A 25,318-nucleotide genomic window follows, 5' to 3' on the forward strand; every position below is an offset into this window, starting at 1 on the left:
ATGGAGAAAAAACATCAAAAACACGCAAAAATTACTAAAAAACAAAATGATACTTTCGCTACAAATGAAGTAGCTATTTTAGGAACAAATTGCGGTATAATTGCCTATTTAGTACAGAATGTTTCTTTAAAATTATCAAATTATAATTTAGCCTATTTTGATGCTTCTCATGCCAAAGATGTTGCTCAAAATACACTAACCGAATACACGTTTCATCAGCAAGGAAATTTAGAAATTAAGACCACAAGTTCAGTTAATAAATTTGAACAACGCTTGCAATTTATAAATCATGATTTGGTGTTTATCAACGGAAATCATTATCAAGGAGCCAAGCAAATTTTAATTTTAGATGCCGAAAAAGAAGCGTCTATTGAAAAAAGATTAGACCAAATAACCAACATTCAATTTATTATAAAACGTACTTCGGATGTTCCTTATTTTGATTGTTTACTAGAAAAATTTCCGCAGATAAAAAACATAACTTGTTACGAAATTGATGAAATTGACAAAATTACACAACATATTGAAAATGTAATCAAAGAACATATTGCACCTGTAAAAGGTTTGGTTTTGGTTGGCGGAAAAAGTACCCGCATGGGAACGGATAAATCGGAATTAGAATATTACGGAAAACCGCAAAAACAACACGCTAAAGAATTGTTAGAAAGTACTCTTTTAGAAACTTTTTATTCGGTACAAACTTCTTCGGTACAAGCTTCTTCGGATGAAATTCAAGATACTTTTTTAAATTTAGGCCCTTTTAGTGGGATTTGTTCTGCCTTTCAAAAAGACCCTAATTCGGCTTGGTTGGTACTTGCTACGGATGTTCCTTTTGTTGATAAATCGCTTATTAAATTATTGTTAGAAAAAAGAAATCCTAGTAAAATAGCTACGGCTATTAAAGGAAAAAACAGGGAGTTTCCTGAGCCTTTAATTACTATTTATGAGCCAAAAGCATACACTAAATTATTGCAATATATTGCTCAAGGATATTCATGCCCTCGAAAAATGTTAATTAATTCTGATATTGAAATAGTGGAAGTTGATGATGATTTGATTCGAAATATTAACACGCCTGAAGAGTTTGAAATGGCAAAAAAAATGCTTGAAATTTAGCAAAAAAGCGAGTGTGCAAAGCGGGAAATTGCTTCTAATAAAAATTTTATAACTAAAAACAGCCCATTTTAATAAGATGGGCTGTTTGCTTTTAATTCATATGTTTTTTAGCTTTTAATAAGCCTCTTTAATTCTTGAATTTTAGCTTTCTTTCAATAGCTTCAATCATAATATTAGCAATATCTAACCCTGTTGCGGCTTCAATACCTTCTAATCCTGGTGATGAATTTACCTCTAATAATAAAGGTCCTTTGTTAGAGCGTATAATATCGACTCCTGCTACAGGAAGATCTAAAACTTTTGCTGCTTTGATGGCTAATTTTCGTTCTTCGGAAGTAATTTTAACTTTAGATGCCGATCCTCCTTGATGAATATTTGCTCTAAACTCCCCTTTTTCTGCTTGTCGTTGCATCGATGCTACCACTTTTCCGTTCACTACAAAACAGCGTAAATCTTGTCCGTTGGCTTCTTTGATAAATTCTTGAACAAGAATATTGGTTTTAACACTTTTAAAAGCGTTAATTACACTTTCTGCGGCTTTGGTGGTTTCTGCTAAAACAACGCCTTTTCCTTGGGTACTTTCTAATAATTTAATGATTAGCGGTGCTCCGTTTACCATTTTTATTAAATCTTTAGTATCTAAAGGTGAATTTGCAAAACCTGTAATAGGAACTTGGATATCGTTTTTAGCAAATAATTGGGTCGCTAATAATTTATCTCTTGATTGATTAATTGCATCCGCAGAGTTTAAACAATAAGCGCCCATCGCATCAAATTGACGGATTAAAGCACAGGCATAAAAGGTTACTGAGGGTTTAATACGAGGAATAATCGCATCAAATTCATCTATAATATTTCCGCCTCTGTAGCGTATTTGAGGTTCTTTGGCATCAAACTTCATATAGGCTTGCTGCACATTTAAAAAGACCATTTCATGTCCTCTTGCACGCCCTGCTTCCATAATACGTTTGTTGCTAAATAACAAAGGATTACTGGCTAATAAGGCTATTTTTAAACCTGTTTTTTCTTTTTTAAAAGCAGCGTATTTTTCATCAATATCTCCTTCACTAAAGGCTGGAAGCAAATATGTTTCTGATGGATTTACTAAATAACCGTTTGACAAGGCTTCACGTCCTAATAGCATTCGAAACTCCATAGAATCTCGGTTGGCAAGGGTTAATTCGATATCAAAAGTAGCTTCACCTAAAGTTACAGGAGCTTTTATTACAAGGCGTTCTTCGGATATTCCAGTAGAACTTTTAATAGAACGTTTTGCATGTACTTTTGATTCACAAGCAATACTGATACTTCTATTTTCTTGTAATGGATTTACCTCAAAACGAACCCATTCTTCAGTTCCCTTAAAGAAAGGAGTGATATTATTTGCTTGTATCGAGGAGGTTTTTGCACCTGAATCTACTCGTGCTTTTATGGCTGGAATACTAAAATTTTCGAACGAACACCATTCTTCGCTTCCTACTATTTTTAAATTATTCAATGTAATATCTTATTTAAAGTAAATGGTTAATTTTTTTTATTTCTAGGTATCAATAATAATGATTTTTAAAATACAAAACTTCCTTTTAAAAAAAAAATAACCAACAATTAATTTACGTTTATTTTCATTTTATTTTTATTTTTTTTTGAAACAAAAATCTCTTTATTGATGCTTTAACAACTATTTTAATTGATAATTCAATGGTTATTTTATAGCATATTATTGTGCAATGTTTATTGGTTGTTAAGTTCTTATACTTTTAATTATCTTATTGATTATTAGTGACTTAGTTGTTTTTTTGATGTTTTAAAAAATGTAGATAAAAGAACTATCGTGCTATAATTGAATAGTATCGTTCAATAATTAGTTCTTTTTAATGCTGTAGATTTGGCATATACTAAATAATTAAAAATTGGATTTAAAAGAACTTTTAAAAAAAACAGCATCAAAAGCAATCTTTCTTTTAAAAGAAGAAAATGGAGAAGCTGAGGTGATTGATTTTTATCCTAAAGAAAATGATTTAGGAGATTTACAAGATAAAATGATTGTGTTTCAAACGCTTATTTTTAATATGAGTAATCATTTTTTTAATACTTTTTTTAACACTGTTTTAAAACAAATCAGGCTAAAATCGGATGATGAAAATATATTAATTGTTAAACATAATGGCTATATATTATTTTTCTTATCAGATAAAAAAATAAATACAGGATTGCTAGAAATTACGCTAAAGAAAGAATTTTAAGATTAGACTATAAATAAACTATAAACCAAAAAACCAAAAAAAATGCAACAAATTTTAGATAATTTAGTTAAAAATGTAAGAGAAGATATTCCTGGATATATCGCAATTAGTATTGCTGAAATGGCTTCTGGAGAATCACTTATTTCACATTCTTCTCAGGCTGATTTTGATCCTGCTTTAGCCTGTGCTTATAATGTAGAAATAATCAATGCAAAGCGTAAAGCAATCAGTACCTTAGGATTGGGGGAGGACATCAAAGATGTTTATTTTAATTTAGAAAATCAAATACATATTATTAATTTATCGCCAAGTGGTGACTATTTTATTTATTTAGCGGTAGATTCTAAAAAGGCAAATTTAGCACTTACCAGAACCTTATTAAGTCGCCACAAAAAAGAATTAGATAATGAACTATAGTGATGTATATAACGATGTAAACATAAAAAAATATACTTTTGATAGCGAGTTTACAAATTATATAACCTTGTATCAAGATATTTATAAACGCAAAGTTTTACAAATTATTCCTGAAATAAAACAATCTATAACTTCAGAAATAATAGAAGAAATTGCTCCCCAAATAACAGCAAATATAATCTCAGAAAAGAAAGAAACTCCTGCGCCTCAAAAAAGAGATATCAAGAAAATATTAGAAGATTTCTTTTTTACTCCTAGATATGACAATGTTTTGGATGCTCTAAAATTAGGAAGTAATTAAATATTTAAAAAAAACTAAGAAGTATAAATCAAAAAAATCGAGAAGAAATTCTCGATTTTTTTTGTACTCGAGGCGGGAATACACCCCCTTAAATTGTCCACACTTCACAACCTCAACAAATACTACAAACAACCCTATATTTTAAAGGCTTTACAGCTTGTTTTGTGAATCAAAAAGATTAAAGCAAATGCACCTAAATTGAACTAAATGCAAAAAAACTGTTCAAAAGTTGTCCAATAAAGTTATTTTTGTGCAACTAAACTAGAAGCAATGGCAACCGTTAATTATTATTACCGTTCTACAAAAGAGAAAGCACATTTAACAGTACGATTTTATCATAGGGAGAAGATACCTAACAAAACTAATAATTTACCTTATACTGATATTTCATTAAGAGCCGTAATTGATACAAAGGAGACTTTAAAAATAAAATCACTTGAATACATTACAAAAAACTTTTGGGAGCAAAGAGACAAAAGAAATGCACCAGCTGAAATTGATGGAATTAATATTTTAGATGTAAAGAGTAAATTAAAAGAGTTTGAAGTTTATCTACTGAATAGCTACAAACGAGACAAAGAAATAGTATCATTAAATAAAGAATGGTTACTTAATCAAATTGATAATTTCAGTAATCCGAACCAATTAACAACAGAATCTTTTTATCTGAAATACTGGATTGATTTTATTATTGATACAGCCCCTAAAAGAACCAACGCAAAAAATACTACTGGTTTATCTTATAATACTATCAAAGGTTATAAAGACCTTAAAAACGTTATCAATAGGTATCAAAAACTAGAAAATCAAACACTAGAAACTGCAAAAGTTATTAATTTAAACACGGACTGGTTTACAAAGTTTTTCGACTGGTTAATTTATACCGAAGATTACTCACATAATACAGCCGTTAAGAAAATAGCAATCCTAAAAGCCGTAATTAATGAAGCATCAAAAAAAATTCCCGTTCCTGAAAATCTTAACACCGTAAAATTTAAAGTTGTTAATACCTATGATACGGACACGGACGTAATTACACTATCTGAAAATGATATTGAAAAAATAGAATCTGTAAAATTAGAATCATTAGCCTTAATTAATGCACGTAAATATTTAATAATTGCGTGTTATACTGGGCAACGTGGAACAGCTTTAATTGAACGTATCAAAAAAGAAAACTTTGTAAAAGTAGGTGCAAATTATAGAATAGAGATAAAACAAATTAAAGGCTCAAAAAAAGTAATAATTCCAGTACTGCCAAAGGTTTTAGAAATCTATAAAACTGGATTACCTTACAAAGTGAGTACACAAAAACTAAACAAGTACTTTAAAGAAATTTGTAAACAGGCAGAGTTAAATGAATTAATTTTAGGTAAAAAAAGAAATGAAGATACAAACCGAAACGAGAAAAAAGAACGCCCGAAATATGAATACATAAGTACACACGTAGGACGGAGGACTTTCGCAACCCTACATTTTAATAAGTTGCCAGTATCAGTAATAATGAAAGTAACAGGACACACAAAGGTTGCTACATTTATGAAATACATTCAAAAAGATACAGACGAACACATAGAGGTTTTTAATGATTATTATAAAATGATGGAAGATAACAAAGCAAATAAACCCGCAAAATTAAAATTAGTTAGGAACTATTAACGAACAATGAGAAAGTGTCTACAATGTATTAAAAAGTGCCTTTGTTGAAAACTTCAAGGGATTTGTGAATAAGTATAGCTTTCGGATTTTAACAAAGTAAACTAAATTTGCATCAGCTACAATAAGATAGCAATAACAAAAAAAGATGTTCCAAACCATCGAAATAGAGAGAAACACCTTTATAGAATTATTAATCTTGCAGGATAAAATAATTTTACAAAAGTACAACTTTTATTAAATGGTTTGGCTAATCTTAAAAAAAACGATTAAATATATGCCATTACCAGTACAACAAATCCAATTAATTCAGATTACAGCTGAACAACTTCAAAACGCAATCATTAAAGGCGTTGCAGAACAATTGCAGGAATTAAAAAAAACATTCCAACCAAAAGAACCAGCCGAATATTTAACAAGGCAGGAAACCGCTGATTTACTCAAAGTAGATTTATCCACACTTCATAATTGGAAGCATCGTAAATTATTAATTCCAGTAAGTATTGCGGGAACAAATAGAGTTCTTTACACTCGAGAAAGTATAAATGAAGCCATTGTAAAACTTAACAAGTAATTTGATGGAAACACCTCAGCAACCTCTGCAAGAACCTGATTTTTTTCTCTTTATTTTATCAATATTAGTAGCCTTTATTATAAAGTCTTTTATGTAGATAATTTTTAGAATGTAAAAACATAGGAGCGTACCTATTTGATACGCTCCTATTATTAAAAAAATTGCTTAATCCTAAGCGATACGGCATTACTTATGCCAAAATTTAAACGAAAGTAAAGGCACAAAATAGAATGATTAATATTGAAAATAAATCAAACATTACACCTGAAATGTTATTAGAAAGTGTAGCTAATACAAATGATGCGATTGATAAAAGAGAAACCAACCACGAACATAAACGACTGCAATATAAAATTGATGTTTCCGAAACAATACCGCCCCCGCAGATAGCTTACAGCTTAATCAATACCCAAAAAGAAGGTTCGGCAATACTTGGAACGCTCGGAAATTTTAGCCTTGTAATCGGTAAAGCAAAAAGCCGTAAATCATTTTATATTAATATAGCAGTAGCAACTGCCTTGAATAAAGATTTAATACTAGAACGATTTAAAAGCGATTTACCAAAGAATCAAAGCGATGTATTATACTTTGATACGGAACAAGGTAAATACCACGTACAAAAGGCTATAAAGCGTATTTGTACGCAAATTAATGAAAACGAGCCAAAGAATTTACACGCATTTTTTTTAAGAAGTTTCACACCAGCAGAACGCTTACAATTTATTGAAACTGAAATATACAGAAATGATAAAATCGGTTTTGTTGTTATTGATGGAGTAAAAGATTTGGTTACTTCAATAAATGACGAAGAACAAGCGACCAACGTAGCTAGTAAGCTCTTAAAATGGACGGAGGAACGCAATATTCACATTGTTAATGTATTGCATCAAAATAAAAGCGATACCAATGCACGTGGGCACATAGGTACTGAATTAATCAATAAAGCTGAAACGGTTTTAGAAGTTGCAAAAAGTGAAAGCGATAGCGATATTTCAATAGTAACACCTTTACAATGTAGAGATGTTGAACCCGAAGTTTTTGCATTTGAAATAAACGAATACGGTATTCCAATTGTTGCAGATAATTTTGAAGCGAGGACGGAAACCAAAAAGAACAAGTTTGATGTTTCAAGTTTAGAAGATTATAAAAAATATCAGATATTAAAAGAAGTATTTAGTCACGGTGAAAGTTTTTCATATTCTGAATTGGTTCGTCAAGTCGGTTTATCTTATAAGAATCAGTTTAAATCGACTATTGGAGAAAATAGAGTAAAGAGTTTAATTACAGATTGCAAAAATAACGAATGGTTACTTCAAGATAAACCGAAAGCACCATACAAACTAGGAAAATATACTCAAAAAGAACACTAACATCAGTTTAACAGTAAACCAGTTTTTACTTTCTATCGGTTTAGTTTAAGCGTATACATACGCTTATAAACCGTAAACCGATGATTATAGGGGTTTATTAAACTGGTTTAAACCGTAAACCGATAGGAATAATATTATTTAATTTTATGAATGATTACAGATACATTTTAGAGAAATACAACGGAACAAAAAGCCGTTACCGTTGCCCAAATTGTAATAAACCTAATCAATTTACAAGATACATTGATACACAAACTAACGAACATCTAAACGATGCAGTAGGGGTTTGCAGTAGGCTTGTAAAGTGTGGTTATCATTATAAACCAAAGCAATATTTTCAAGATAATAATATTTTATCTGAAACAAAGGCAGTACCATTTGTACGAAAGCCACCACCACCAAAACCAGCAACAACTTATTTTAATGCTGAGGTTATGAATAAGAGCGTAAACAGTAAAGCTCCTAACTTTTTTTTAGACTTTTTAAATATTCTTTGGTTTGAAGAAGATGTAATTAAATTAGCTAAGAAATACAATATTGGAACTTCTAACAAATGGAACGGTGCAACCACTTTTTGGCAACAGGATATTAACGGAAAAATAAGAAGTGGAAAAACAATGTTATACAATCCTGAAAACGGTAAACGAGTTAAGAAGCCGTATAATCATATTGGCTGGGAACACTCAAAAATTGATAACTTTAATTTAGAACAATGTTATTTTGGTGAACATCTACTAAATGAAGATAAAACAAAAACAGTAGCAATTTGCGAAAGTGAAAAAACGGCTATTATTTCAAGTGTTTACATTCCTGAGTTTGTTTGGTTGGCGTGTGGTTCACTTAATAATTTAAATGAAGCAAAGACAAAGGTATTAAAGGGGCGTAATGTAGTGTTGTTTCCTGATGCTGGTTGTTTTGATTTATGGAATGATAAAATACCTAAACTCGCAAAAGATGTATATTTTACTACTAATACATTATTAAGAGACAAAGCAACGGATTACGAAAAAGAACAAGGTTTTGATGTTACTGATTATTTGATACAATTTTTATCATAAAAAAAAAGAATGAAAAAACACAAACATTTAAGAGTAATTGAACGTAATAATATTTACAGAATAGGAGGCAATAACTACTTTTTAAAGTTTAAAGGAGTTTTTAAAGATTTTCAAAGAATTAAAATGCCGTTTAAATGTAGAATAAGTTAAAAAAAAGCTGAAGTACTGGACACTATAAAAAAACAAGCGTTTTAAAGCAGTCTTATAACCTCAGCAGTAAAGTATATTAAATTATTCTTTGCGTTTGCTGAGGTTCTTATTTTGGTAGTTCCTGAGTATCTGTTACGCGTGTGTACTTTGTCAAATACACAAGTTCCTGAGTATCTGTTACGCGTGTGTTTTTCTTACATTATAAAAAAGACCATCTTTAATACGTTTTGCTAAATTTTTAGCTTAAAGCCAAAGCCAAAAATAACCACGGCAAATTAAAGGAGCGTTTTTTTTCACACCTGAAAGGACTGGGCAAAATTTCCCTTTCGCAATGCAAATATTAATATTTTGCTACTTTGAGTTATGAAGCAAATGCAACCGATTAGAATTTTTCATTCAGTACAAGCGAAAACCAAAGGGGGGTTGTTAATTCTTAATTTATCTGCAAATATTCTGCAAATGATAAAACCAAAAAACAACCTTAAATTTTTCAAACTGCTCAAAAACTGACCAATAATAAAAAGTACTTTATTTTAAGTTGTTGTTTTACAGTTGGTTGTAAGATATTGAATAGTAAAAATGTACTCGAGGCGGGAATCGAACCCGCACTTCCGAAAAAACTGGATTTTGAATCCAGCGCGTCTACCAATTCCGCCACTCGAGCATTATTATTTTATCGAAATAAAATAAGGTAATTTTAGGTATGCAAATCTATAATTTTTTTTAATTAATTCGGCTAAAATAACTTTTAAACTCTTAAAATAGTTTTACTTTTGCACTAACAACAACATTAACTTTAAAGAATATTTTCTAAATGCCTATAGATCAATTAAGTCCAAAAATTTTTGCGTGTTCACAAAGTACAGAACTTGCTAAAGAAATTGCTAAAGAGTACGGAATACCACTAGGAAATGTAACAACAACACATTTTAGCGACGGTGAATTTCAACCAGCGTTTGAAGAATCTATTCGAGGAAGAAGAATATTTTTGATTGGATCTACGTTTCCATCAGCAGATAATTTAATGGAAATGTTATTGATGTGTGATGCAGCTAAACGTGCTTCTGCAAGGCATATTACCGCTGTGATGCCTTATTTTGGATGGGCACGTCAAGACAGAAAAGACAAACCTCGTGTAGCTATTGGGGCTAAATTAGTGGCAAAATTACTAGAATCAGCAGGAGCTACCAGAATTATGACCATGGATTTACATGCTGATCAAATTCAAGGATTTTTTGAAAAACCTGTAGATCATTTATTTGGTTCTACTATTTTCCTTCCATATGTAAAAAGCTTAAACTTAGATAATTTAACCATTGCTTCACCTGATATGGGTGGTTCAAAAAGAGCTTATGCGTATTCTAAATTTTTAGAAAGTGATGTGGTAATTTGTTATAAGCAACGTCAAAAAGCCAACGTAATCGCTTACATGGAATTAATTGGCGAGGTAAAAGGTAAAAATGTAATTCTTGTGGATGATATGATTGACACAGGAGGAACGCTTACCAAAGCTGCCGATTTAATGATGGAAAGAGGTGCTTTAAGTGTACGTGCTATTTGTACACACCCTATTCTTTCTGGTGGAGCTTATGAAAGAATTCAGAATTCTAAATTAACAGAATTAATTGTTTCAAATACAATTCCATTAAAAAAGAGTGTGTCTAAAATAAAAGTGGTAAATTGCGCCTCTTTATTTGCTGATGTGATGCGTAAAGTTCATAATAACGTGTCAATTAGCGATGAATTTTTAATGTAAATAATTAATTAATAAAAACAAAGTAATGAAATCAATTACAATCAACGGATCAAAAAGAGAAAGCGTAGGTAAAAAAGCAACAAAAGCCTTACGTAATGCTGGAAAGGTTCCTTGCGTATTATACGGAGGAGACGAGCTTGTACACTTTTCAGCAACTGAAAAATTATTCAAGCCTTTAGTATTTACTCCAGATGTATTTACTGCTACGATTGAATTAGATGGTGTAAAATATAATGCTGTTTTACAAGATATCCAATTTCACCCTGTAACAGATGCTATTTTACACGTAGATTTTTATCAAATTTTCGATGATAAAGAACTTACTATGGATATTCCTGTACGTTTAGTAGGAGTAGCAAAAGGTATTATGTTAGGTGGGGCTTTACGTCACAACTTACGTAAGTTAAAAGTAAAAGGATTACCAACTAATTTACCTGACTTTATTGAAGCTGATATTACTGAATTAGCTATTGGTAATAAATTATATGTTACTGAGTTAAGAAACGATAAATATACTTTACTACACCCAGATAACACTGTAGTTGCACAAGTTCGTATGTCTCGTAATGCTGCAAAAGCTGCTGCTGAAGCAGAAAATTAGAAATTTTTATACAATAAAAGAAGAAGCGTTACCGTTGTGTAACGCTTTTTTTTTATTTTTGAATTTATTTTTTTACAAAAGCTTTTTTAAAGTATAATCAACAGATAAAAATCCGATGAAGAAATTTTTAATCGTAGGTTTAGGTAATATTGGAGAACAATACCACAATACTCGTCATAATATAGGTTTTAAAATAGTAGATGCTTTTGTAAAAGAACACGATGCTAGTTTTGAAACTGAAAAACTTGGTGACATTGCTAGACTTAAAATTAAAGGAAAAACAGTCGTTGTTTTAAAACCCAGCACTTACATGAATTTAAGTGGAAAAGCGGTTATGTATTGGATGCAACAAGAAAATATTCAAGTTGAAAACCTATTAATAATCACCGATGATTTGAATATTGATTTCGGAAAACTTCGCATCAAACCAAAAGGAAGTTCAGGCGGACATAATGGTTTAAAAGATATTCAAGCAAAATTTAATACAGGCGCATATCCACGTTTTCGCTTCGGAGTTGGGGCAGATTATGGCAGAGGTCGTCAAGTAGATTATGTTTTAGGAACATGGAGCAAAGAGGAAGAAAGTGAATTAATTGAACGTATTCCAACTTCTGTAAACGCTGTTACTTCTTTTATCACGGGAGGAATGGCAAATACCATGAATGAATTTAACGGCAAATAAACTTAGAATATATTATTTTCTAGGCTTATTTTTTGATGAAAATTATTTATAATTATTATAAATAAAGAGTTGTTTTTTAAAAATTAGTGTTATTTTTGATGTCTAAATACTTGACTATGAAGATACTACTACTATTCTCTTTTTTAATCTTTTCTAGTTGTTTTGATACTGGCTGTGTAGGAGGTGAAAGTTTTAAATCATCCTACGAACCTGTAATTATCAAAAGAGCTGATTTAAACACTTCTATTGTTTTTCAAGATGCGGAAGTAATGAGTGAATCGTCTAAAATTTACATTTTTGACAATTATATTTTTATCAACGATAAAAGAAAAGGCTTTCATATTTTTGATAATTCCGACCCTAAAAATCCCATCAAAAAGAAATTTTTAAAAATACCAGGCGCAACCGATATTGCTATCAGAAATAATACTTTTTTTATCAACCAAGCAACCGATTTAGTTTCGTTAAGTATTGATTTGAAAACGTTTAATTTCAAGATTAATAAACGATTAGAAAATGTTTTTCCGAAATTAGAATCACCAGATGGTTTTTATGAATCGGTTAAAAATGAAGAAATTATTGTTAATTGGACACAAAAATAAAGGCGATGAAAAAGATATATACACTACTAATTATAGCTATTTTGACGCTTACAATTTCTTGCAGTCAAGATTCGAGCAATAACGATGTTTCAAGCAATTCGTCAGGTGATGGAATGGGTGGTTCTTTAGCTACTTTTATTTTAAAAGATGCTTATTTATACACTGTTGATTTTTATAAATTAACTGTTTTTAATATTGCTGATACTAAAAATCCTGTAAAAGTAAATACGATTGATGTCGGCTTTAATATTGAAACCTTATTTAGTTTTGATAATTATTTATTCATCGGTTCACAAAATGCGATGTTTATTTATGATATTACAAACAAAGAATTGCCTAAAAAATTAGCGCAATCGAATCATTTTACCTCTTGTGATCCTGTGGTTGCTAATGGCACAAATGCGTATGTAACTTTACATAGTAATTCTGGTTGTCAGGGAATGGTAAATGAATTAAAAACCTACGATATTACCGATATAAAAAATCCAATATTATTAAACAATAGAGGTTTAAAACAACCTAAAGGATTAAGTTTATATGCCGATAATTACTTATTAGTTTGTGATGATACGGTTAAAATTTTTGATGTTTCAAACCCAAAAGACTCTAAATATATTGATGAAATTACGACAAAAGGCGCGTTAGATATTATTATCAGAAATAATCATGCGTTTATTATTTCTAAAAACAGCATTGATCAATATGAATTAGATGCTACGAATATTGCAAAATTCACTAAAATAAGTACTTTTACTTTTTAAGTATTTGTTTAAATTTCATTTAAAAACGTTTTATAGCTGGAAATCGAATCCGTCAAACTGAATTTATTTCAGTTTCGCATCCTGATTTGCCGTAGTTCTTAGCCTTATGCGATGCTGAAATAAATTCAGCATGACGATAATTTGGCTTTTATTTGATTTTTAAACAAGCTCTTAAACAAAAAAAGCGCTATAATTTTATATAATTATAGCGCTTTTTATTTTATATTTCAACCTAATTCTTACTGATTATCACTTGCAAACCATTCGGCAAAACTGCTGTCGGTTTCTTGTAATTTTATTGCGTGAAGCTTAATATTTTCAGGAAGTCTATCTTTAATTTTTTTAGCAAAATCGATTGCCATCATTTCGCTTGTTGGCTGATAATCAACCAAAATAACGTGATGTCCTCTATCTTTTAACTCTTTGGCTAATTCGATATGTGGTGTATTTTGATTAAAAACGGTTGCATGATCAAAAATATCAACAATTTCTTCTTTGACAATTTTCTTTAAATCACCAAAATCGATTACCATACCAAATTTCACGTTGGAACTATCTGAAATAGGTTGTCCTGTAACGGTTACAAAAAGTTTATAACTATGTCCGTGAACATTTTTACATTTTCCATCATATCCGTATAATGCATGTCCTGTTTCAAAAGTAAACTGCTTTGTTATTCTAATATTATTCACTATCTCTTAAATTTTTTGTTTGCTCTGTATTTATTATAAAAATACACGATTGCTACTCCTGCTGCTAAAATGGCAAATAAATAATCTCCACCCATAATTTAATTTTTTATTCGCCGAAAGTACGAATTTGTTTTGCAATTTTAGTAATAATCCATACGAAACCTACGGAAATAAGCACACCTATTCCTAAAAAAACAGCTGGATGTTCATAAAGCCATCTTGCAATTTCCTGTCCTGGTTTTGGATTTTTGGTATTTAGGATGTTTTTTGTTTCTTGAAATAAGAATAGTAAACGCATTTTTATTTTTTAAATTTTGATAAGGCATTTTTTGTGGCATCAGATAGGACTAATTTCCCTGATATTTCAGCATTTTTGAGTAATAATTCTTGCCAATATTCCGTTCCAATCCACAAGGTTTTTTTCATTTCTGATAAAGCTTCCGTGTTATAATTGGCTAATTTTTTACTAAAAATTTCAATTTCTTTATCTATCTCTTCGATAGTTTCAAAAACACGAGCGTATAATCCTTTTTCTTTTGCCCAATAGGCATTTTTCCAACTTGTTGCATCGAGGGTTAATTCGGCTAAACCGCTTACATTTATTTTACGAGTAACGGCAGGAGCAATCACAAAAGGACCAATTCCGATACTTAATTCTGATAATTTAATACTGGCATTTTCGGTGGCAAAAACGTAATCACAAGCTGCTACTAATCCAACGCCACCGCCTACGGTTTTACCTTGAACACGCCCAATAATTAATTTTGAACAACAACGCATGGCATTGAGTACGTTGGCAAATCCTGAGAAAAATTCTTTGCCTTGTTCGAGCGTTTCAATAGCGATTAATTCATCAAAAGAAGCACCCGCACAAAAAGCACGTTCGCCTTCCGATTTTAAAATGATAATTGCTACGTCATTATTTTTTGATAAACTATTAAATTCATTTGCCAAACGCTGTAATAATTCTCTTGGAAGTGAATTGCTTGCAGGATGTCCAAATTCAATAGTCGCAATATTATTTTCAATATGTGTATATAAACTTCCGTTTTCTCGTGTGGTGGTCGTTGTTGTCATTTTTATGATTTTATGTTCAATGTACGCTATATTATTTATTTTGAAGTTATTATCTTAGTAAACTTGCCTTTTGATAATTTTATAAAAATCTTTTTCTAAATTTAAAAATCAACGGAATTGCACGAGCAACTATCCAGGCATAAAAAGCAATCCAAATGGCATATAATTTATAATCCAACGAATCGAAAAAGAACAAAACAGGAATAAAAACAAGTGCTGTTGCGAGTAATAATACGTTTCGTAAATACTTCATTTCTCCCATTCCTTTAAACATTCCATCATAAATAAAAGCGATAGCACAAATAGGTTGCATGATTAGAATAATCCAAAAAGTACTATAAAAAGCATCTAATACAGCTTGTTCTTTGGTGAAAATAGTTCCTATAAAATCATAAAAAACAAATCCAATAATAGCTAAAAACACACCGAATACAAAGCCATAAAGTAATAAATTGTTTCCTAATTTCAGTAATGATGTATGTGCTTTTGCTCCTAATAATTTTCCTGATAAAATATTTCCTGCTGATGAATATCCATCAATCATAAAGGCGCCCATTAGCCATATATTTAGCCCGATAGTATAGGCAGCAATATATTGTTTTCCGTAGGAAGTAGCGTAGGAAGTGGCAAAATATAGGGCAGTATTTAAGGCTATTGTACGAACAAAAAGGTTTAAAATCATGTTGATAAACCTTGGGATTTCTTTGTTAAAAGGAAGTGTAAATTTTAAGGATATTTCGGTTTTTGTCAGTAATAAATATGCCGATACCAATGCCATAATAATTTGAGCAATGACACTTGCGTAGGCGGCTCCTGTAATGTTCATCGCAGGAATATAGCCTTCAATTCCATAGACAAAAATAATATCTAACACAATATTTACCACCGTTCCAACAATCGCAATAAGCATTGGATACAATGTATTTTGAAGTCCTCGAAATGTGCCAAAAACCGCAATTACGAACAGCGTAAATGGAAAACCGAATACACGTATTTTATAATACTCGATTGCGTAGTTTAAAATAGTTCCTGAAGCATTGTAAAATTCAAAAATTTCTTTGGCAAATGGATACGTGATTCCTAAAATTACCAAACTTGTTAGCACCACAATACCCGTTGCTTGTGCGGGTAAATTTTTAACTTCTGCTAATTTATTCGCTCCTACATATTGCGAAATAATGGAAGAAATTCCACTACGTGTTTGTCCAAAAACCCAAATTAGCATTGATAAAAAAGCGCCTACAATTCCAATAGCCGCAATACTTTCGGTGGCATTTATAGGGATATTTCCTACAATTGCTAAATCGGTGGTGGATAATAAAGGTTCGGCAACGCCTGCGATTAAGGCAGGAAAAGCTAATTTATTAATCCTTTTAAAACTAATATCTTGTGGCATTTGTTAAAAGCTTTTATTAAAGAAATTATTTTTTGAGAAGCATTCGTTTAATTTCATTGAGTTTCATCAGGGCTTCGATTGGCGTAAGAGTATCGATATTGGTCGCTAAAATTTCATCTCGAATATCTTCTAATAATGGATCATCTAGTTGAAAAAAGCTCATTTGCATATTTTCTTGTTGCGTATCTTTTAAAACCTCTTTAACTTCTTTTTGGGCGTTATTTTCTTCTAATTTTTTTAGAATTTCTTGAGCCTTGCTGATGACTAAATTGGGCATTCCTGCTAATTTTGCAACATGAATTCCAAAACTATGATTACTTCCTCCTTCCACTAATTTTCGCAAGAAAATAATAGTATCTTTCAATTCTTTAACCGATACATTAAAGTTTTTGATACGTTTAAATGTCGTAGTCATTTCATTTAATTCATGATAATGCGTGGCAAATAATGTTTTACCTTTCGATGGATGTTCATGTAAATATTCGGCAATAGCCCACGCAATTGAAATTCCATCATAGGTAGAAGTTCCACGCCCAATTTCATCTAATAACACCAAACTACGTTCCGATATATTATTTAAAATTGATGCTGTTTCGTTCATTTCTACCATAAAAGTAGATTCTCCCATGGAAATATTATCGCTTGCGCCCACTCGGGTAAAAATTTTATCAACAAGTCCAATTCTGGCGCTTTTTGCAGGGACATAACTTCCCATTTGTGCTAACAAAACAATTAAAGCTGTTTGGCGTAAAATTGCTGATTTACCCGACATATTCGGGCCTGTAATCATAATAATTTGTTGATTTTCTCTATTTAAAACAACATCATTGGCAATATATTCTTCGCCCATGGGCAGTTGTTTTTCAATCACAGGATGTCGTCCTTTTTTGATATCAATATCAGTACTTTCATCTATTTCTGGACGGACATACGCATTATCCATGGCTAATTTTGCAAAGGATAATAACACATCTATTTGGGCAATATTTTGAGCATTTTGTTGAACAGGTTTTACAAAATCAATAATAAAATGGACTAATTTTGAAAAAATTTCGATTTCTATTTGCTGAATTTTTTCTTCAGCACCTAAAATTTTAGTTTCGTATTCTTTGAGTTCTTCGGTAATATATCGTTCGGCATTTACAAGGGTTTGTTTGCGAATCCACTCTTGTGGAACTTGGTCTTTAAATCGATTTCGAACTTCAATATAATAGCCAAAAACATTGTTGAAAGCAATTTTTAAACTGGTAATTCCTGTTCTTTCGGTTTCACGAGCCAACATATTTTCTAAATATTCTTTTCCTGAATTCGAGATATTTCGAAGTTCGTCTAATTCATCAGAAACGCCACTTGCAATAGCATTTCCTTTGTTAATATTTACGGGCGCATCTTCTAAAAGAACGGTGGTAATTTTAGCAATTAATTCTTGACAATCATGCAATTGTGTACCTATTTGTTGTACGGTTTTGTTGTTGCTTTTTTCTGCGGTTATTTTTATCGGAAGAATGGCTTTTAAGGAATTTTTCAATAAAACAACTTCTCTTGGCGATACTTTTGCGGTAGCCACTTTCGAGATTAAGCGTTCGATATCGGCAATTTGTTTTAATTGATACGTTACCGTTTCAAAAAAAGATTCGTTATCAATTAAAAATTGTACCAACTCATGACGTTCTTTTATTTGTACCAAATCCTTTAAAGGTAAGGCAAGCCAACGTTTTAATAAACGTCCGCCCATTGGCGAAATTGTTTTGTCGATAACGCTTAATAAAGTAACGGCATTTGGCGAATTTCCGCCATATAATTCTAAGTTTCTAACGGTAAACCGATCCATCCATACATATTTATCTTCTGCAATTCTGCTGATCGATTGTATGTGTGCAACTTTATCGTGCTGTGTTTCTGATAAATAATAGATTGCCACACCACCAGCAATAATACCTTGTTGGAGTTCTTCTACACCAAATCCTTTTAAGTTTTTAACCTTAAAATGATTGTTTAAAACATCATTTCCATAATCTTTTTGAAAAACCCAATCTTCTAAATAAAAAGTATGAAACCGATCGGTGAAAATTTCTGAAAATTGTTGTTTGTATTTTTTTTCAACCAAAACTTCACTTGGTGAAAAATTTTGTAAAAGCTTATCGATATATTCTTGAGTTCCTTCTGCAATTAAAAATTCTCCCGTAGAAACATCTAAAAAAGAAACGCCTATTAATTTTTTACCAAAATGTACCGCTGCTAAAAAATTGTTTGATTTCGATTGTAAAACCTCATCATTTAAAGCAACTCCTGGGGTAACTAATTCGGTAACGCCTCGTTTTACGATGGTTTTTGTCATCTTCGGATCTTCTAGTTGGTCGCAAATCGCCACACGTAATCCTGATTTTACTAATTTTGGCAAATAGGTATTCAACGAATGATGCGGAAATCCTGCCAAAGCCGTTTCACTTTGGCTTCCAGCACCTCTTTTTGTTAAGGTGATTCCTAAAATACTGGATGCTTTTACGGCATCTTCTCCAAAGGTTTCGTAAAAATCGCCCACACGAAATAGTAACATCGCATCGGGATATTTTTTCTTAATTCCGTTATATTGTTGCATCAGTGGCGTTACCTTTTTTGCCGTTGTTTTTGCCAATTTTTTAGATTTTTTAAATTAGTTTTGCGAAGATAAATATTCGATTTTAAAGGTAAGATTTTTTATGAGAAAACTAAAAAATAATGAATTAGGTAGAATTACCGTGGCTGAATTTAAAGAAACTGAAAAAACACCGATTATTGTAATTCTAGATAATATTCGTAGTTTAAATAATGTGGGTTCAGTTTTTAGAACTTCGGATGCTTTTTTGATTGAAAAAATATATCTCTGCGGCATTACAGCAACGCCACCAAATAAAGAAATTCATAAAACCGCCTTAGGAGCTACCGAATCCGTGGCGTGGGAATATGTTGAAAATACATTCGATGTCGTTGAAAAACTTAAAAAAGAAAATATTAAAATTCTAGCCATCGAACAAGCTGAAAATAGCACGATGCTTAATGAATTTACTCCAGAAGTAAATCAGAAATATGCCCTTGTTATGGGAAATGAAGTAAAAGGCGTGCAACAAGAAGTGGTTTCTGCTTCCGATTTTTGTATCGAAATTCCACAATTAGGAACCAAACATTCTTTAAATATATCGGTTACAACAGGCATTGTAATTTGGGATTTATTTCAGAAAATTATAACCCACAAAACAAAAGATACAAACGAACTTATCATCATTTAGCATTAATTAGACCTTAATTAATTTACCTATTAATTAATATTTAAAATAAGAGGACCTTTATTATTCATCTAAAAACGTAATTGTTTTTTAACTTCACATACATTAAAACCCCACTATTTACCTTATATGTGGGGTTTTTGTTGTTTTTATAACGACTAACACCTCTGGATTAAATTAAGCGCTTACAGCTAATATTTAATATGTTAATTTTTATTTAAAACCTTGGCTATTTACAAAAACCTTAAAAATAGTTGAAAAGTACAAAATTAACCAAAATAGCTGTTTTTAAGACTTTCTCTATTTTTAAGAAAAATTTAAAACTTTCTTGTACTTCTTTACATTGTAAAAACCTCTTACAACCAATATTAACAAGCTACACAGGGTTTTTACAATTAACAAAACAACTAAATTAATAAGCCCAAAAACTACTAAATTAAAAATAAAACGAAATGTACATTTTTGTATTGCAGTGCCTTATGGAGTGCCTTATGGAGTGCCTCGACATTGTATAAAAAACAACCGAAGACAACCCCATAATGCACTTTTTTACATTTGCTTTTATTGATTATCAGCAAGTTACAAAACATAGTACCCCCTATACAACATGGGTTTTTGAGTTTTTATATTGATTATCAAGTAGTTAGGTTTTTTAATACCCTTTATTTACGCCAAACAACCTTCATACTGCTATTAACCGACACTCCTATTCATGTTATCCTCCATATTTGAAGTGTTGCCTAATAACTGTTGCTGAAGTGTTATTATTTGTTGAGATAGAATATCTTTTTCTTCAAGAACTTTATAGTATTTCTCTTTATAATCAATATTACTAACCTCTTGTTTTGGTTGTTCTTGCCTTAACATTTCACCCTCTCCTGTTAAAAGCCATAAAGGGTTTATATTTGGGTATTTGAGTAAAATTTCCGCTACTGCTTTTGAATTTAAATCACTTTCTTTTGATTTTCCTGTGAAATTACTGTACTTTAAATCAACTTTTCTAAAAAAAAATTGCTTACTAACCTCTTCTTTTTCAGCTAAATAAAGAACTCTCTCCTTGATATTAGTATTTTTTTTACTCATTTATTTGATTGTTAGGATAAATTTATACTACATTTGTGGCGTCAATTAGTAGTAATAATTAAATATAACAAAGTAATGAAAAAAATACGACTGCACCCTGATTTGAAAAAACAAATCGCTAAAGAATTTGAGTGTACTGGTCAAACAGTAGATATGAGCCTTGTGTTTGTATTTAATTCTGATAAATCTAAGAATATAAGAAAACGAGCAATTGAATTACTTCAACAAGATGTTAAACGAGCGGTTGAATTGACTCAAGAAGAAGTTGATAATCTAAATCAATAGAAAATCCCGCCACGGCTTTGCGTGGTTTCGACACCACGGCGGGAACTAATAATAGTAATATTATGAACACACAACAAAATCCTTTTGAATATCATAACAATAAGCTTGGCGTAAAAATCAAGTTTCTAGTTTTAGATGAAGACCTAAGAGTGCCAGATAGTATCTGCGTAATTTCTATGAGTGCATTAGGTAAGCGAATGAGAAGCAAAACACAAACAGAGCAACAATTACGCAGAGCTTCATTAGGTTTTAGTGCCTTAGTCGAATTTAATACACTTCATCAAGATTGGCGTGATTTACTTACTGTAACCTTTGGTAAGCCTATTGAAAAAGTAAAACAAAGTTATTTTGCATCGCATTATATCGCAGATAGAGAGGCATTCGATTTTTTCTGCCAACACCGTTTTGGTAAAAACAACGAACGAAAACTAGACCCTGAAGTTATAGAACTTTACACCTATAACGCCTCGGTATTAAATGCCGTAATAGCCGTAAAAACAAACCGAAAAGCATACGTAAAAGCATTAGGGGGTGTTAAAATAAATATATGGGATAGTTTAAGTAAAGATGTAAATGCTTTTAGAGATGTAGCTCATAATTTACCAACTACGCCAACCTCTTTACGGCACAAAGTAACTAAGTATAATAAGCTAGGTTATACGGCAATTATTTCACGAAAATACGGCAATACAAGTGCCTCTAAAGTTGTGTTATCTGAACAACAAGCACTGTTAGATGAACTAATTGCAAAGCACACTAATTTAGATAATGAAATTATAGCAACCTTATATAATGCCGTTGCTAACCGTTTAACAGATTGGAAAACCATAACACCAGGTACTGTTGCAAATCGAAAAAAAGAAATAGGCTTAGTTGCAAATTCTGGACGAAATGGTGTAAAATATTTAGGTAATAATATGCTGATGCAAAATAAACGTAAAGCTCCATCATCACCAATGAAGTATTGGACATTAGATGGTTGGGATGCCGAATTATTATACCAAAAAACAAGTATTAATAAAGAAGGAAGAAGTGTAACTACTTTTCATAACAGATTAACAGTTGTGGTGGTTTTAGACGCACATCAAAAATACCCAATAGGATACGCAATTGGTACGCATGAAACTCCAAAATTAATATTTGAAGCCTTACAAAATGCTATTAACCATACAAAAGAACTGTTTGGCGAATATCACAGACCTTATCAAATTCAATCAGATAATTACAGTATTAAAAAATTACGCCCGTTATACGAGGCTTTAACAAAGCATTTTACACCCGCCGCAGTAGGTAATGCTAAAGCTAAAATTATTGAGCCTTATTTTGGATATATCAATAAAAAATATGCAAAACTTCACGATAACTGGAGCGGTCATAATGTAAATAGCGGTTCTAAGAATCAGCCTAATTCAGAAATGCTAAACAAAATACGTAATTATTTTCCTGATGAATTAGGATGTAGAAATCAAATTACCGCCATTATTGAAACGGAGCGTCAAACCAAACGAGATAGTTATGTTGCTAATTGGGTGCATACGAAAATGGAACATCGTTTACCTATGGATTTTCAACAATATATGTTAGTGTTTGGTAGTAGCACAGGAAATACAAATAAATTACGAGGTGATGGAATATCATTAGTAATTGACGGCGTAAAAAAATGGTACGATTGTTTTAATCCTGTTTTTCGCCACCACGCCCACGAAGATTGGAAAGTACTCTACAATCCAAATGATTTAAGTAAGGCTCTTGCTATTTCTAAAGATGAAAAATTAGTTTTTGAATTAGAAGAAAAATACATCCAAGCAATGTGTATTGCAGACCAAGCTCCAGAAGACCACGAACAATTAAAACGAGTTAACGGGCTTAATAAGTTCTTAACAAATGAAATTATTGAAACTCGTGCTAATAATTACGATTTAATAGAAGATTTAATTAATGAAAACCCACAGCTTAACGATACCATGGCAAAACACTTAATAGTTGATAGCCTCGGACAGCACAAAAACATTAAAAGTAGCGAACGTATTTCTTTAGCAAAAGCACAAGCAATTGAAACAAAACATTTGAAAAAAGAAGCAAAAGCAAAAAGCAAGAATTTTCAAGAATCGCAACAAGATTATTACTCAAGTAAAATTAACGTAAACGAATACCTATAAATCAAATGGAAAATTCAGAAAAATTAAAAATCGCAGATGCAGTACGTAATTATATAGGTACTTATGAAATTAAACCTGCCGATATAGCAAAGTTATCAGGAGTTAGTGATGTTTATGTAGGGTATATTTTAAAAAATGATTTCACCTATAAAACCGATAAAAAGCGGGGTTTAATACCCGCAACTCATTTTAATAAGTTAGCTCGTGCAATTGGTTATACATCAAAAAAAGTGTATTGGGTAAACCGAGCAACGCCACAATTAACAGCCACTTTAGCTATTTTAAATGAAGCTAAAGAATTTGGATACACTCGTTTAATAATCGGTGAAACTGGCTGGGGTAAAACGCACACGATTACATTATTTGCAAGAAAAAACCCATCAGATGTTTATGTAGTTACCGTTGGAAGTTCTGATAATTTAGGCGATTTAATTGATAAGGTTATTGATAAACTGAAAATAACTACAGGTAAAACCAAGTCTAAAAAAATTAGAGACATCGCTAATTTTCTAAAGAAACAAAAAGATGAAGGTTTTAATCCCCAAATAATATTTGATGAATCTGAATATATGAAGCAACCTGCTTTATGTGCCATGAAAGAATTGTACGACGCTCTAGATAAATACTGCTCTATCATTTTAATAGGAACAAATCAGTTATTAGAAAATTTAGACAAACTAAGAAAAAGAAACAAAAACGGTATTCCGCAATTTTACAGACGAGTAAAGTTTGGTATTAGAGTTTTGCCAACAATTGATAGGAAGTTTAAACTGTTTTTAAACGAGATTGAAGATAAATTATTAGTGAAATTCTTGAGTGAAATTTGTGATAATTACGGGGAGCTTCACGACGTTTTAGTGCCTTGTTTACGAGAAGCTGAAAGATTGCAAACAGAAATAAGTCTTGAATTAGTACAGCAGGTTTTAAATATTTCAAAAGCATCTTAAAAATGAGGAAACAACATCGCAGACCTTTAACCGTGGCAAATATTCAAAATCAAACAATTGAAAGAATACCTTTTGGGGGTAACTGGTACCAAGCATTTAAGCAACCTCAAAATAGAGGTGTTTGGTTTGCTTACGGAGGTTCAGGAAGTGGTAAAAGTACTTTTATGATGCAATTAGCAAAAGAGTTATCAACGCCTTACAAAACTCTTTACAATTTACTAGAAGAAGAAACAGACGATAGTGATTTTATAGAAAGAACTTCACTTTGTCAAATGCAAGATGTAGAAGGGAGTTTTCATGCCCAACGTTACGAGTTAGAAGAGTTAAATAAGTATTTGGAAAAAAGGAATAGCCCTGATGTTGTAATTATTGATTCAGCACCGTATTTTTTTAAAACATGGGATGAATATTGGGAATTTAAACAACGTTGGGCAACCAAAAAGATAATCGTTATCGTTGGACACGCCGAGGGAAAAAATCCAAGTACAGATTTACAAAAACGTATTATGTATGACGCTAAAATGAAAATTTTCATCAGTGGATACTTAGCAACCTGTAAGGGTAGAACCATCGGGCCTAATGGAGGTCGCTATATAATATGGCAAGAAGGATATGAAAAAATTCACGGAGATAACTAAAAAAGGATAGCATGAAAAAAGAAGTACAACGATTATTGAGCCTAACACCAAGCCAGTATAACAGAATGATATTTAATGTATGGTTTGAATGGTGTAACCAAAAAACAACAACATCAAAAGAGTTACAAAAGGCTTTGATATGTAAACCGCTTTTTAATTGGTGGCAAAAGGAATTATTGAATTTAGAAGCTCTTTTTTTAAAAGAAATAGCTCCTTTTTATAAGATAGTTTCCAAAGATGTGGCTCAAGATATATACGACACCTATATCTGCGAAATATTTAAAAAGCTTTCAAAATCAACTGTAAAAAAAGCAAATCTATGAATATTACAAAATCAGCTTTAGAAGTAAAAGTAACAACGCAAAATAAATGGTTAGAAAATCACCCAGACACGCATTTTGCATATCGACAAAATAAGCAAAAACGAGATTATTACATCAGTAAACTTTGCGCAATGGACGACTTAGGATTAACAATTATTAAAATATAAA

Annotated in this window: 27 protein-coding genes and 1 tRNA gene; 20 read left to right on the forward strand and 8 right to left on the reverse strand. The window is 31.3% G+C overall.

Annotated features, from left to right (window positions below; genetic code table 11):
• On the forward strand, window positions 1–1,116 hold the full coding sequence (locus L0U77_RS03440) for an NTP transferase domain-containing protein (protein ID WP_233897550.1): 1,116 nt from the start codon (window positions 1–3) through the stop codon (window positions 1,114–1,116).
• Window positions 1,117–1,243: 127 nt separating this feature from the next.
• Here L0U77_RS03440 and rimK read toward each other — a convergent pair whose 3' ends face one another.
• Window positions 1,244–2,614, reverse strand: a complete 1,371-nt coding sequence (rimK, locus tag L0U77_RS03445; protein WP_233883102.1) for a 30S ribosomal protein S6--L-glutamate ligase — start codon at window positions 2,612–2,614, stop codon at window positions 1,244–1,246.
• Between the two features lie 412 nt (window positions 2,615–3,026).
• Between rimK and L0U77_RS03450 the strand changes: the two genes are divergently transcribed.
• The 7 genes from L0U77_RS03450 to L0U77_RS03480 all read left to right on the forward strand — a co-directional run bounded on the left by L0U77_RS03450 (window position 3,027) and on the right by L0U77_RS03480 (window position 8,735).
• Window positions 3,027–3,359 carry a hypothetical protein gene (locus L0U77_RS03450; RefSeq protein WP_101918430.1) on the forward strand — a complete coding sequence of 111 codons (333 nt, stop codon included), beginning with the start codon at window positions 3,027–3,029 and terminating at the stop codon, window positions 3,357–3,359.
• Window positions 3,360–3,401: 42 nt separating this feature from the next.
• On the forward strand, window positions 3,402–3,776 hold the full coding sequence (locus L0U77_RS03455) for a hypothetical protein (RefSeq protein WP_233897549.1): 375 nt from the start codon (window positions 3,402–3,404) through the stop codon (window positions 3,774–3,776).
• Window positions 3,766–4,077 carry a hypothetical protein gene (locus L0U77_RS03460; RefSeq protein WP_233883098.1) on the forward strand — a complete coding sequence of 104 codons (312 nt, stop codon included), beginning with the start codon at window positions 3,766–3,768 and terminating at the stop codon, window positions 4,075–4,077. The genes L0U77_RS03455 and L0U77_RS03460 overlap by 11 nt, the downstream gene beginning before the upstream one ends.
• 270 nt (window positions 4,078–4,347) lie before the next feature.
• Window positions 4,348–5,736, forward strand: coding sequence for a tyrosine-type recombinase/integrase (locus L0U77_RS03465; RefSeq protein WP_233900740.1), 1,389 nt, complete (start codon window positions 4,348–4,350; stop codon window positions 5,734–5,736).
• A gap of 274 nt (window positions 5,737–6,010) precedes the next feature.
• The gene (locus L0U77_RS03470; protein ID WP_233900741.1) at window positions 6,011–6,307 is read left to right on the forward strand and encodes a helix-turn-helix domain-containing protein; all 297 of its coding nucleotides are present in this window, start codon (window positions 6,011–6,013) and stop codon (window positions 6,305–6,307) included.
• Window positions 6,308–6,537: 230 nt separating this feature from the next.
• Complete coding sequence (locus tag L0U77_RS03475) at window positions 6,538–7,677, forward strand: AAA family ATPase (RefSeq protein WP_233900742.1); 1,140 nt, start codon at window positions 6,538–6,540, stop codon at window positions 7,675–7,677.
• Between the two features lie 146 nt (window positions 7,678–7,823).
• Window positions 7,824–8,735 (forward strand): DUF6371 domain-containing protein, encoded by a 912-nt coding sequence (locus tag L0U77_RS03480; protein ID WP_233900743.1) that lies wholly within the window; start codon window positions 7,824–7,826, stop codon window positions 8,733–8,735.
• Between the two features lie 732 nt (window positions 8,736–9,467).
• Here L0U77_RS03480 and L0U77_RS03485 read toward each other — a convergent pair.
• Window positions 9,468–9,549, reverse strand: a tRNA-Leu gene (locus L0U77_RS03485).
• Window positions 9,550–9,699: 150 nt separating this feature from the next.
• Between L0U77_RS03485 and L0U77_RS03490 the strand changes: the two genes are divergently transcribed.
• The 5 genes from L0U77_RS03490 to L0U77_RS03510 all read left to right on the forward strand — a co-directional run bounded on the left by L0U77_RS03490 (window position 9,700) and on the right by L0U77_RS03510 (window position 13,287).
• A complete protein-coding gene (locus L0U77_RS03490; RefSeq protein WP_233861716.1) occupies window positions 9,700–10,641 on the forward strand; it encodes a ribose-phosphate pyrophosphokinase in 942 nt (313 codons plus the stop codon).
• Between the two features lie 25 nt (window positions 10,642–10,666).
• Entirely contained in the window at window positions 10,667–11,242 is a 576-nt protein-coding gene (locus tag L0U77_RS03495) for a 50S ribosomal protein L25/general stress protein Ctc (protein WP_101918426.1), read from the forward strand.
• A 115-nt stretch (window positions 11,243–11,357) separates the two neighbouring features.
• Window positions 11,358–11,924, forward strand: a complete 567-nt coding sequence (gene pth, locus L0U77_RS03500) for an aminoacyl-tRNA hydrolase (protein ID WP_193700253.1) — start codon at window positions 11,358–11,360, stop codon at window positions 11,922–11,924.
• A gap of 116 nt (window positions 11,925–12,040) precedes the next feature.
• On the forward strand, window positions 12,041–12,526 hold the full coding sequence (locus L0U77_RS03505) for a hypothetical protein (protein ID WP_233861718.1): 486 nt from the start codon (window positions 12,041–12,043) through the stop codon (window positions 12,524–12,526).
• A 5-nt stretch (window positions 12,527–12,531) separates the two neighbouring features.
• Window positions 12,532–13,287 (forward strand): LVIVD repeat-containing protein, encoded by a 756-nt coding sequence (locus tag L0U77_RS03510; RefSeq protein ID WP_233900744.1) that lies wholly within the window; start codon window positions 12,532–12,534, stop codon window positions 13,285–13,287.
• 239 nt (window positions 13,288–13,526) lie between these two features.
• Here L0U77_RS03510 and L0U77_RS03515 read toward each other — a convergent pair whose 3' ends face one another.
• The 5 genes from L0U77_RS03515 to mutS all read right to left on the reverse strand — a co-directional run bounded on the left by L0U77_RS03515 (window position 13,527) and on the right by mutS (window position 19,087).
• Entirely contained in the window at window positions 13,527–13,979 is a 453-nt protein-coding gene (locus L0U77_RS03515; protein ID WP_101918422.1) for a 6-pyruvoyl trahydropterin synthase family protein, read from the reverse strand.
• A 106-nt stretch (window positions 13,980–14,085) separates the two neighbouring features.
• The gene (locus tag L0U77_RS03520) at window positions 14,086–14,277 is read right to left on the reverse strand and encodes a hypothetical protein (RefSeq protein ID WP_193700250.1); all 192 of its coding nucleotides are present in this window, start codon (window positions 14,275–14,277) and stop codon (window positions 14,086–14,088) included.
• Between the two features lie 2 nt (window positions 14,278–14,279).
• On the reverse strand, window positions 14,280–15,056 hold the full coding sequence (locus L0U77_RS03525) for an enoyl-CoA hydratase/isomerase family protein (protein ID WP_233900745.1): 777 nt from the start codon (window positions 15,054–15,056) through the stop codon (window positions 14,280–14,282).
• A gap of 79 nt (window positions 15,057–15,135) precedes the next feature.
• Window positions 15,136–16,452, reverse strand: a complete 1,317-nt coding sequence (locus L0U77_RS03530) for an MATE family efflux transporter (RefSeq protein ID WP_233897539.1) — start codon at window positions 16,450–16,452, stop codon at window positions 15,136–15,138.
• A 25-nt stretch (window positions 16,453–16,477) separates the two neighbouring features.
• On the reverse strand, window positions 16,478–19,087 hold the full coding sequence (mutS, locus tag L0U77_RS03535) for a DNA mismatch repair protein MutS (protein ID WP_101918419.1): 2,610 nt from the start codon (window positions 19,085–19,087) through the stop codon (window positions 16,478–16,480).
• A gap of 64 nt (window positions 19,088–19,151) precedes the next feature.
• On the opposite strand from mutS, the gene L0U77_RS03540 reads away from it, so the two are divergent.
• Window positions 19,152–19,718 (forward strand): RNA methyltransferase, encoded by a 567-nt coding sequence (locus L0U77_RS03540; RefSeq protein ID WP_233900746.1) that lies wholly within the window; start codon window positions 19,152–19,154, stop codon window positions 19,716–19,718.
• A gap of 690 nt (window positions 19,719–20,408) precedes the next feature.
• Here L0U77_RS03540 and L0U77_RS03545 read toward each other — a convergent pair.
• Complete coding sequence (locus L0U77_RS03545) at window positions 20,409–20,798, reverse strand: hypothetical protein (RefSeq protein WP_232113437.1); 390 nt, start codon at window positions 20,796–20,798, stop codon at window positions 20,409–20,411.
• Window positions 20,799–20,873: 75 nt separating this feature from the next.
• Between L0U77_RS03545 and L0U77_RS03550 the strand changes: the two genes are divergently transcribed.
• The 6 genes from L0U77_RS03550 (at window position 20,874) to L0U77_RS03575 (ending at window position 25,317) form a co-directional block, all read left to right on the forward strand.
• Complete coding sequence (locus L0U77_RS03550; protein WP_233900747.1) at window positions 20,874–21,083, forward strand: hypothetical protein; 210 nt, start codon at window positions 20,874–20,876, stop codon at window positions 21,081–21,083.
• A 62-nt stretch (window positions 21,084–21,145) separates the two neighbouring features.
• Window positions 21,146–23,242 (forward strand): hypothetical protein, encoded by a 2,097-nt coding sequence (locus L0U77_RS03555; protein ID WP_233900748.1) that lies wholly within the window; start codon window positions 21,146–21,148, stop codon window positions 23,240–23,242.
• Between the two features lie 5 nt (window positions 23,243–23,247).
• A complete protein-coding gene (locus tag L0U77_RS03560; protein WP_233900749.1) occupies window positions 23,248–24,189 on the forward strand; it encodes an AAA family ATPase in 942 nt (313 codons plus the stop codon).
• A gap of 2 nt (window positions 24,190–24,191) precedes the next feature.
• Window positions 24,192–24,827, forward strand: a complete 636-nt coding sequence (locus L0U77_RS03565) for an ATP-binding protein (protein WP_232122269.1) — start codon at window positions 24,192–24,194, stop codon at window positions 24,825–24,827.
• A gap of 11 nt (window positions 24,828–24,838) precedes the next feature.
• Window positions 24,839–25,150, forward strand: a complete 312-nt coding sequence (locus L0U77_RS03570) for a hypothetical protein (RefSeq protein WP_193705849.1) — start codon at window positions 24,839–24,841, stop codon at window positions 25,148–25,150.
• Complete coding sequence (locus L0U77_RS03575) at window positions 25,147–25,317, forward strand: hypothetical protein (RefSeq protein WP_193705848.1); 171 nt, start codon at window positions 25,147–25,149, stop codon at window positions 25,315–25,317. The genes L0U77_RS03570 and L0U77_RS03575 overlap by 4 nt, the downstream gene beginning before the upstream one ends.
• The last annotated feature ends 1 nt before the right edge of the window (window position 25,318 follow it).

Source organism: Tenacibaculum piscium, from assembly GCF_021390715.1.
Classification (GTDB): domain Bacteria; phylum Bacteroidota; class Bacteroidia; order Flavobacteriales; family Flavobacteriaceae; genus Polaribacter; species Polaribacter piscius.

Bases quoted from the DNA above. Each gene is read 5' to 3' on its own strand.
- L0U77_RS03440 (WP_233897550.1), top strand. From the start codon at position 1: ATGGAGAAAAAACATCAAAAACACGCAAAAATTACTAAAAAACAAAAT.
- L0U77_RS03455 (WP_233897549.1), top strand. From the start codon at position 3,402: ATGCAACAAATTTTAGATAATTTAGTTAAAAATGTAAGAGAAGATATT.
- L0U77_RS03460 (WP_233883098.1), top strand. From the start codon at position 3,766: ATGAACTATAGTGATGTATATAACGATGTAAACATAAAAAAATATACT.
- L0U77_RS03465 (WP_233900740.1), top strand. From the start codon at position 4,348: ATGGCAACCGTTAATTATTATTACCGTTCTACAAAAGAGAAAGCACAT.
- L0U77_RS03470 (WP_233900741.1), top strand. From the start codon at position 6,011: ATGCCATTACCAGTACAACAAATCCAATTAATTCAGATTACAGCTGAA.
- L0U77_RS03475 (WP_233900742.1), top strand. From the start codon at position 6,538: ATGATTAATATTGAAAATAAATCAAACATTACACCTGAAATGTTATTA.
- L0U77_RS03480 (WP_233900743.1), top strand. From the start codon at position 7,824: ATGAATGATTACAGATACATTTTAGAGAAATACAACGGAACAAAAAGC.
- L0U77_RS03490 (WP_233861716.1), top strand. From the start codon at position 9,700: ATGCCTATAGATCAATTAAGTCCAAAAATTTTTGCGTGTTCACAAAGT.
- L0U77_RS03495 (WP_101918426.1), top strand. From the start codon at position 10,667: ATGAAATCAATTACAATCAACGGATCAAAAAGAGAAAGCGTAGGTAAA.
- pth (WP_193700253.1), top strand. From the start codon at position 11,358: ATGAAGAAATTTTTAATCGTAGGTTTAGGTAATATTGGAGAACAATAC.
- L0U77_RS03505 (WP_233861718.1), top strand. From the start codon at position 12,041: ATGAAGATACTACTACTATTCTCTTTTTTAATCTTTTCTAGTTGTTTT.
- L0U77_RS03510 (WP_233900744.1), top strand. From the start codon at position 12,532: ATGAAAAAGATATATACACTACTAATTATAGCTATTTTGACGCTTACA.
- L0U77_RS03520 (WP_193700250.1), bottom strand. From the start codon at position 14,277: ATGCGTTTACTATTCTTATTTCAAGAAACAAAAAACATCCTAAATACC.
- L0U77_RS03525 (WP_233900745.1), bottom strand. From the start codon at position 15,056: ATGACAACAACGACCACCACACGAGAAAACGGAAGTTTATATACACAT.
- L0U77_RS03530 (WP_233897539.1), bottom strand. From the start codon at position 16,452: ATGCCACAAGATATTAGTTTTAAAAGGATTAATAAATTAGCTTTTCCT.
- L0U77_RS03540 (WP_233900746.1), top strand. From the start codon at position 19,152: ATGAGAAAACTAAAAAATAATGAATTAGGTAGAATTACCGTGGCTGAA.
- L0U77_RS03545 (WP_232113437.1), bottom strand. From the start codon at position 20,798: ATGAGTAAAAAAAATACTAATATCAAGGAGAGAGTTCTTTATTTAGCT.
- L0U77_RS03550 (WP_233900747.1), top strand. From the start codon at position 20,874: ATGAAAAAAATACGACTGCACCCTGATTTGAAAAAACAAATCGCTAAA.
- L0U77_RS03555 (WP_233900748.1), top strand. From the start codon at position 21,146: ATGAACACACAACAAAATCCTTTTGAATATCATAACAATAAGCTTGGC.
- L0U77_RS03560 (WP_233900749.1), top strand. From the start codon at position 23,248: ATGGAAAATTCAGAAAAATTAAAAATCGCAGATGCAGTACGTAATTAT.
- L0U77_RS03565 (WP_232122269.1), top strand. From the start codon at position 24,192: ATGAGGAAACAACATCGCAGACCTTTAACCGTGGCAAATATTCAAAAT.
- L0U77_RS03570 (WP_193705849.1), top strand. From the start codon at position 24,839: ATGAAAAAAGAAGTACAACGATTATTGAGCCTAACACCAAGCCAGTAT.
- L0U77_RS03575 (WP_193705848.1), top strand. From the start codon at position 25,147: ATGAATATTACAAAATCAGCTTTAGAAGTAAAAGTAACAACGCAAAAT.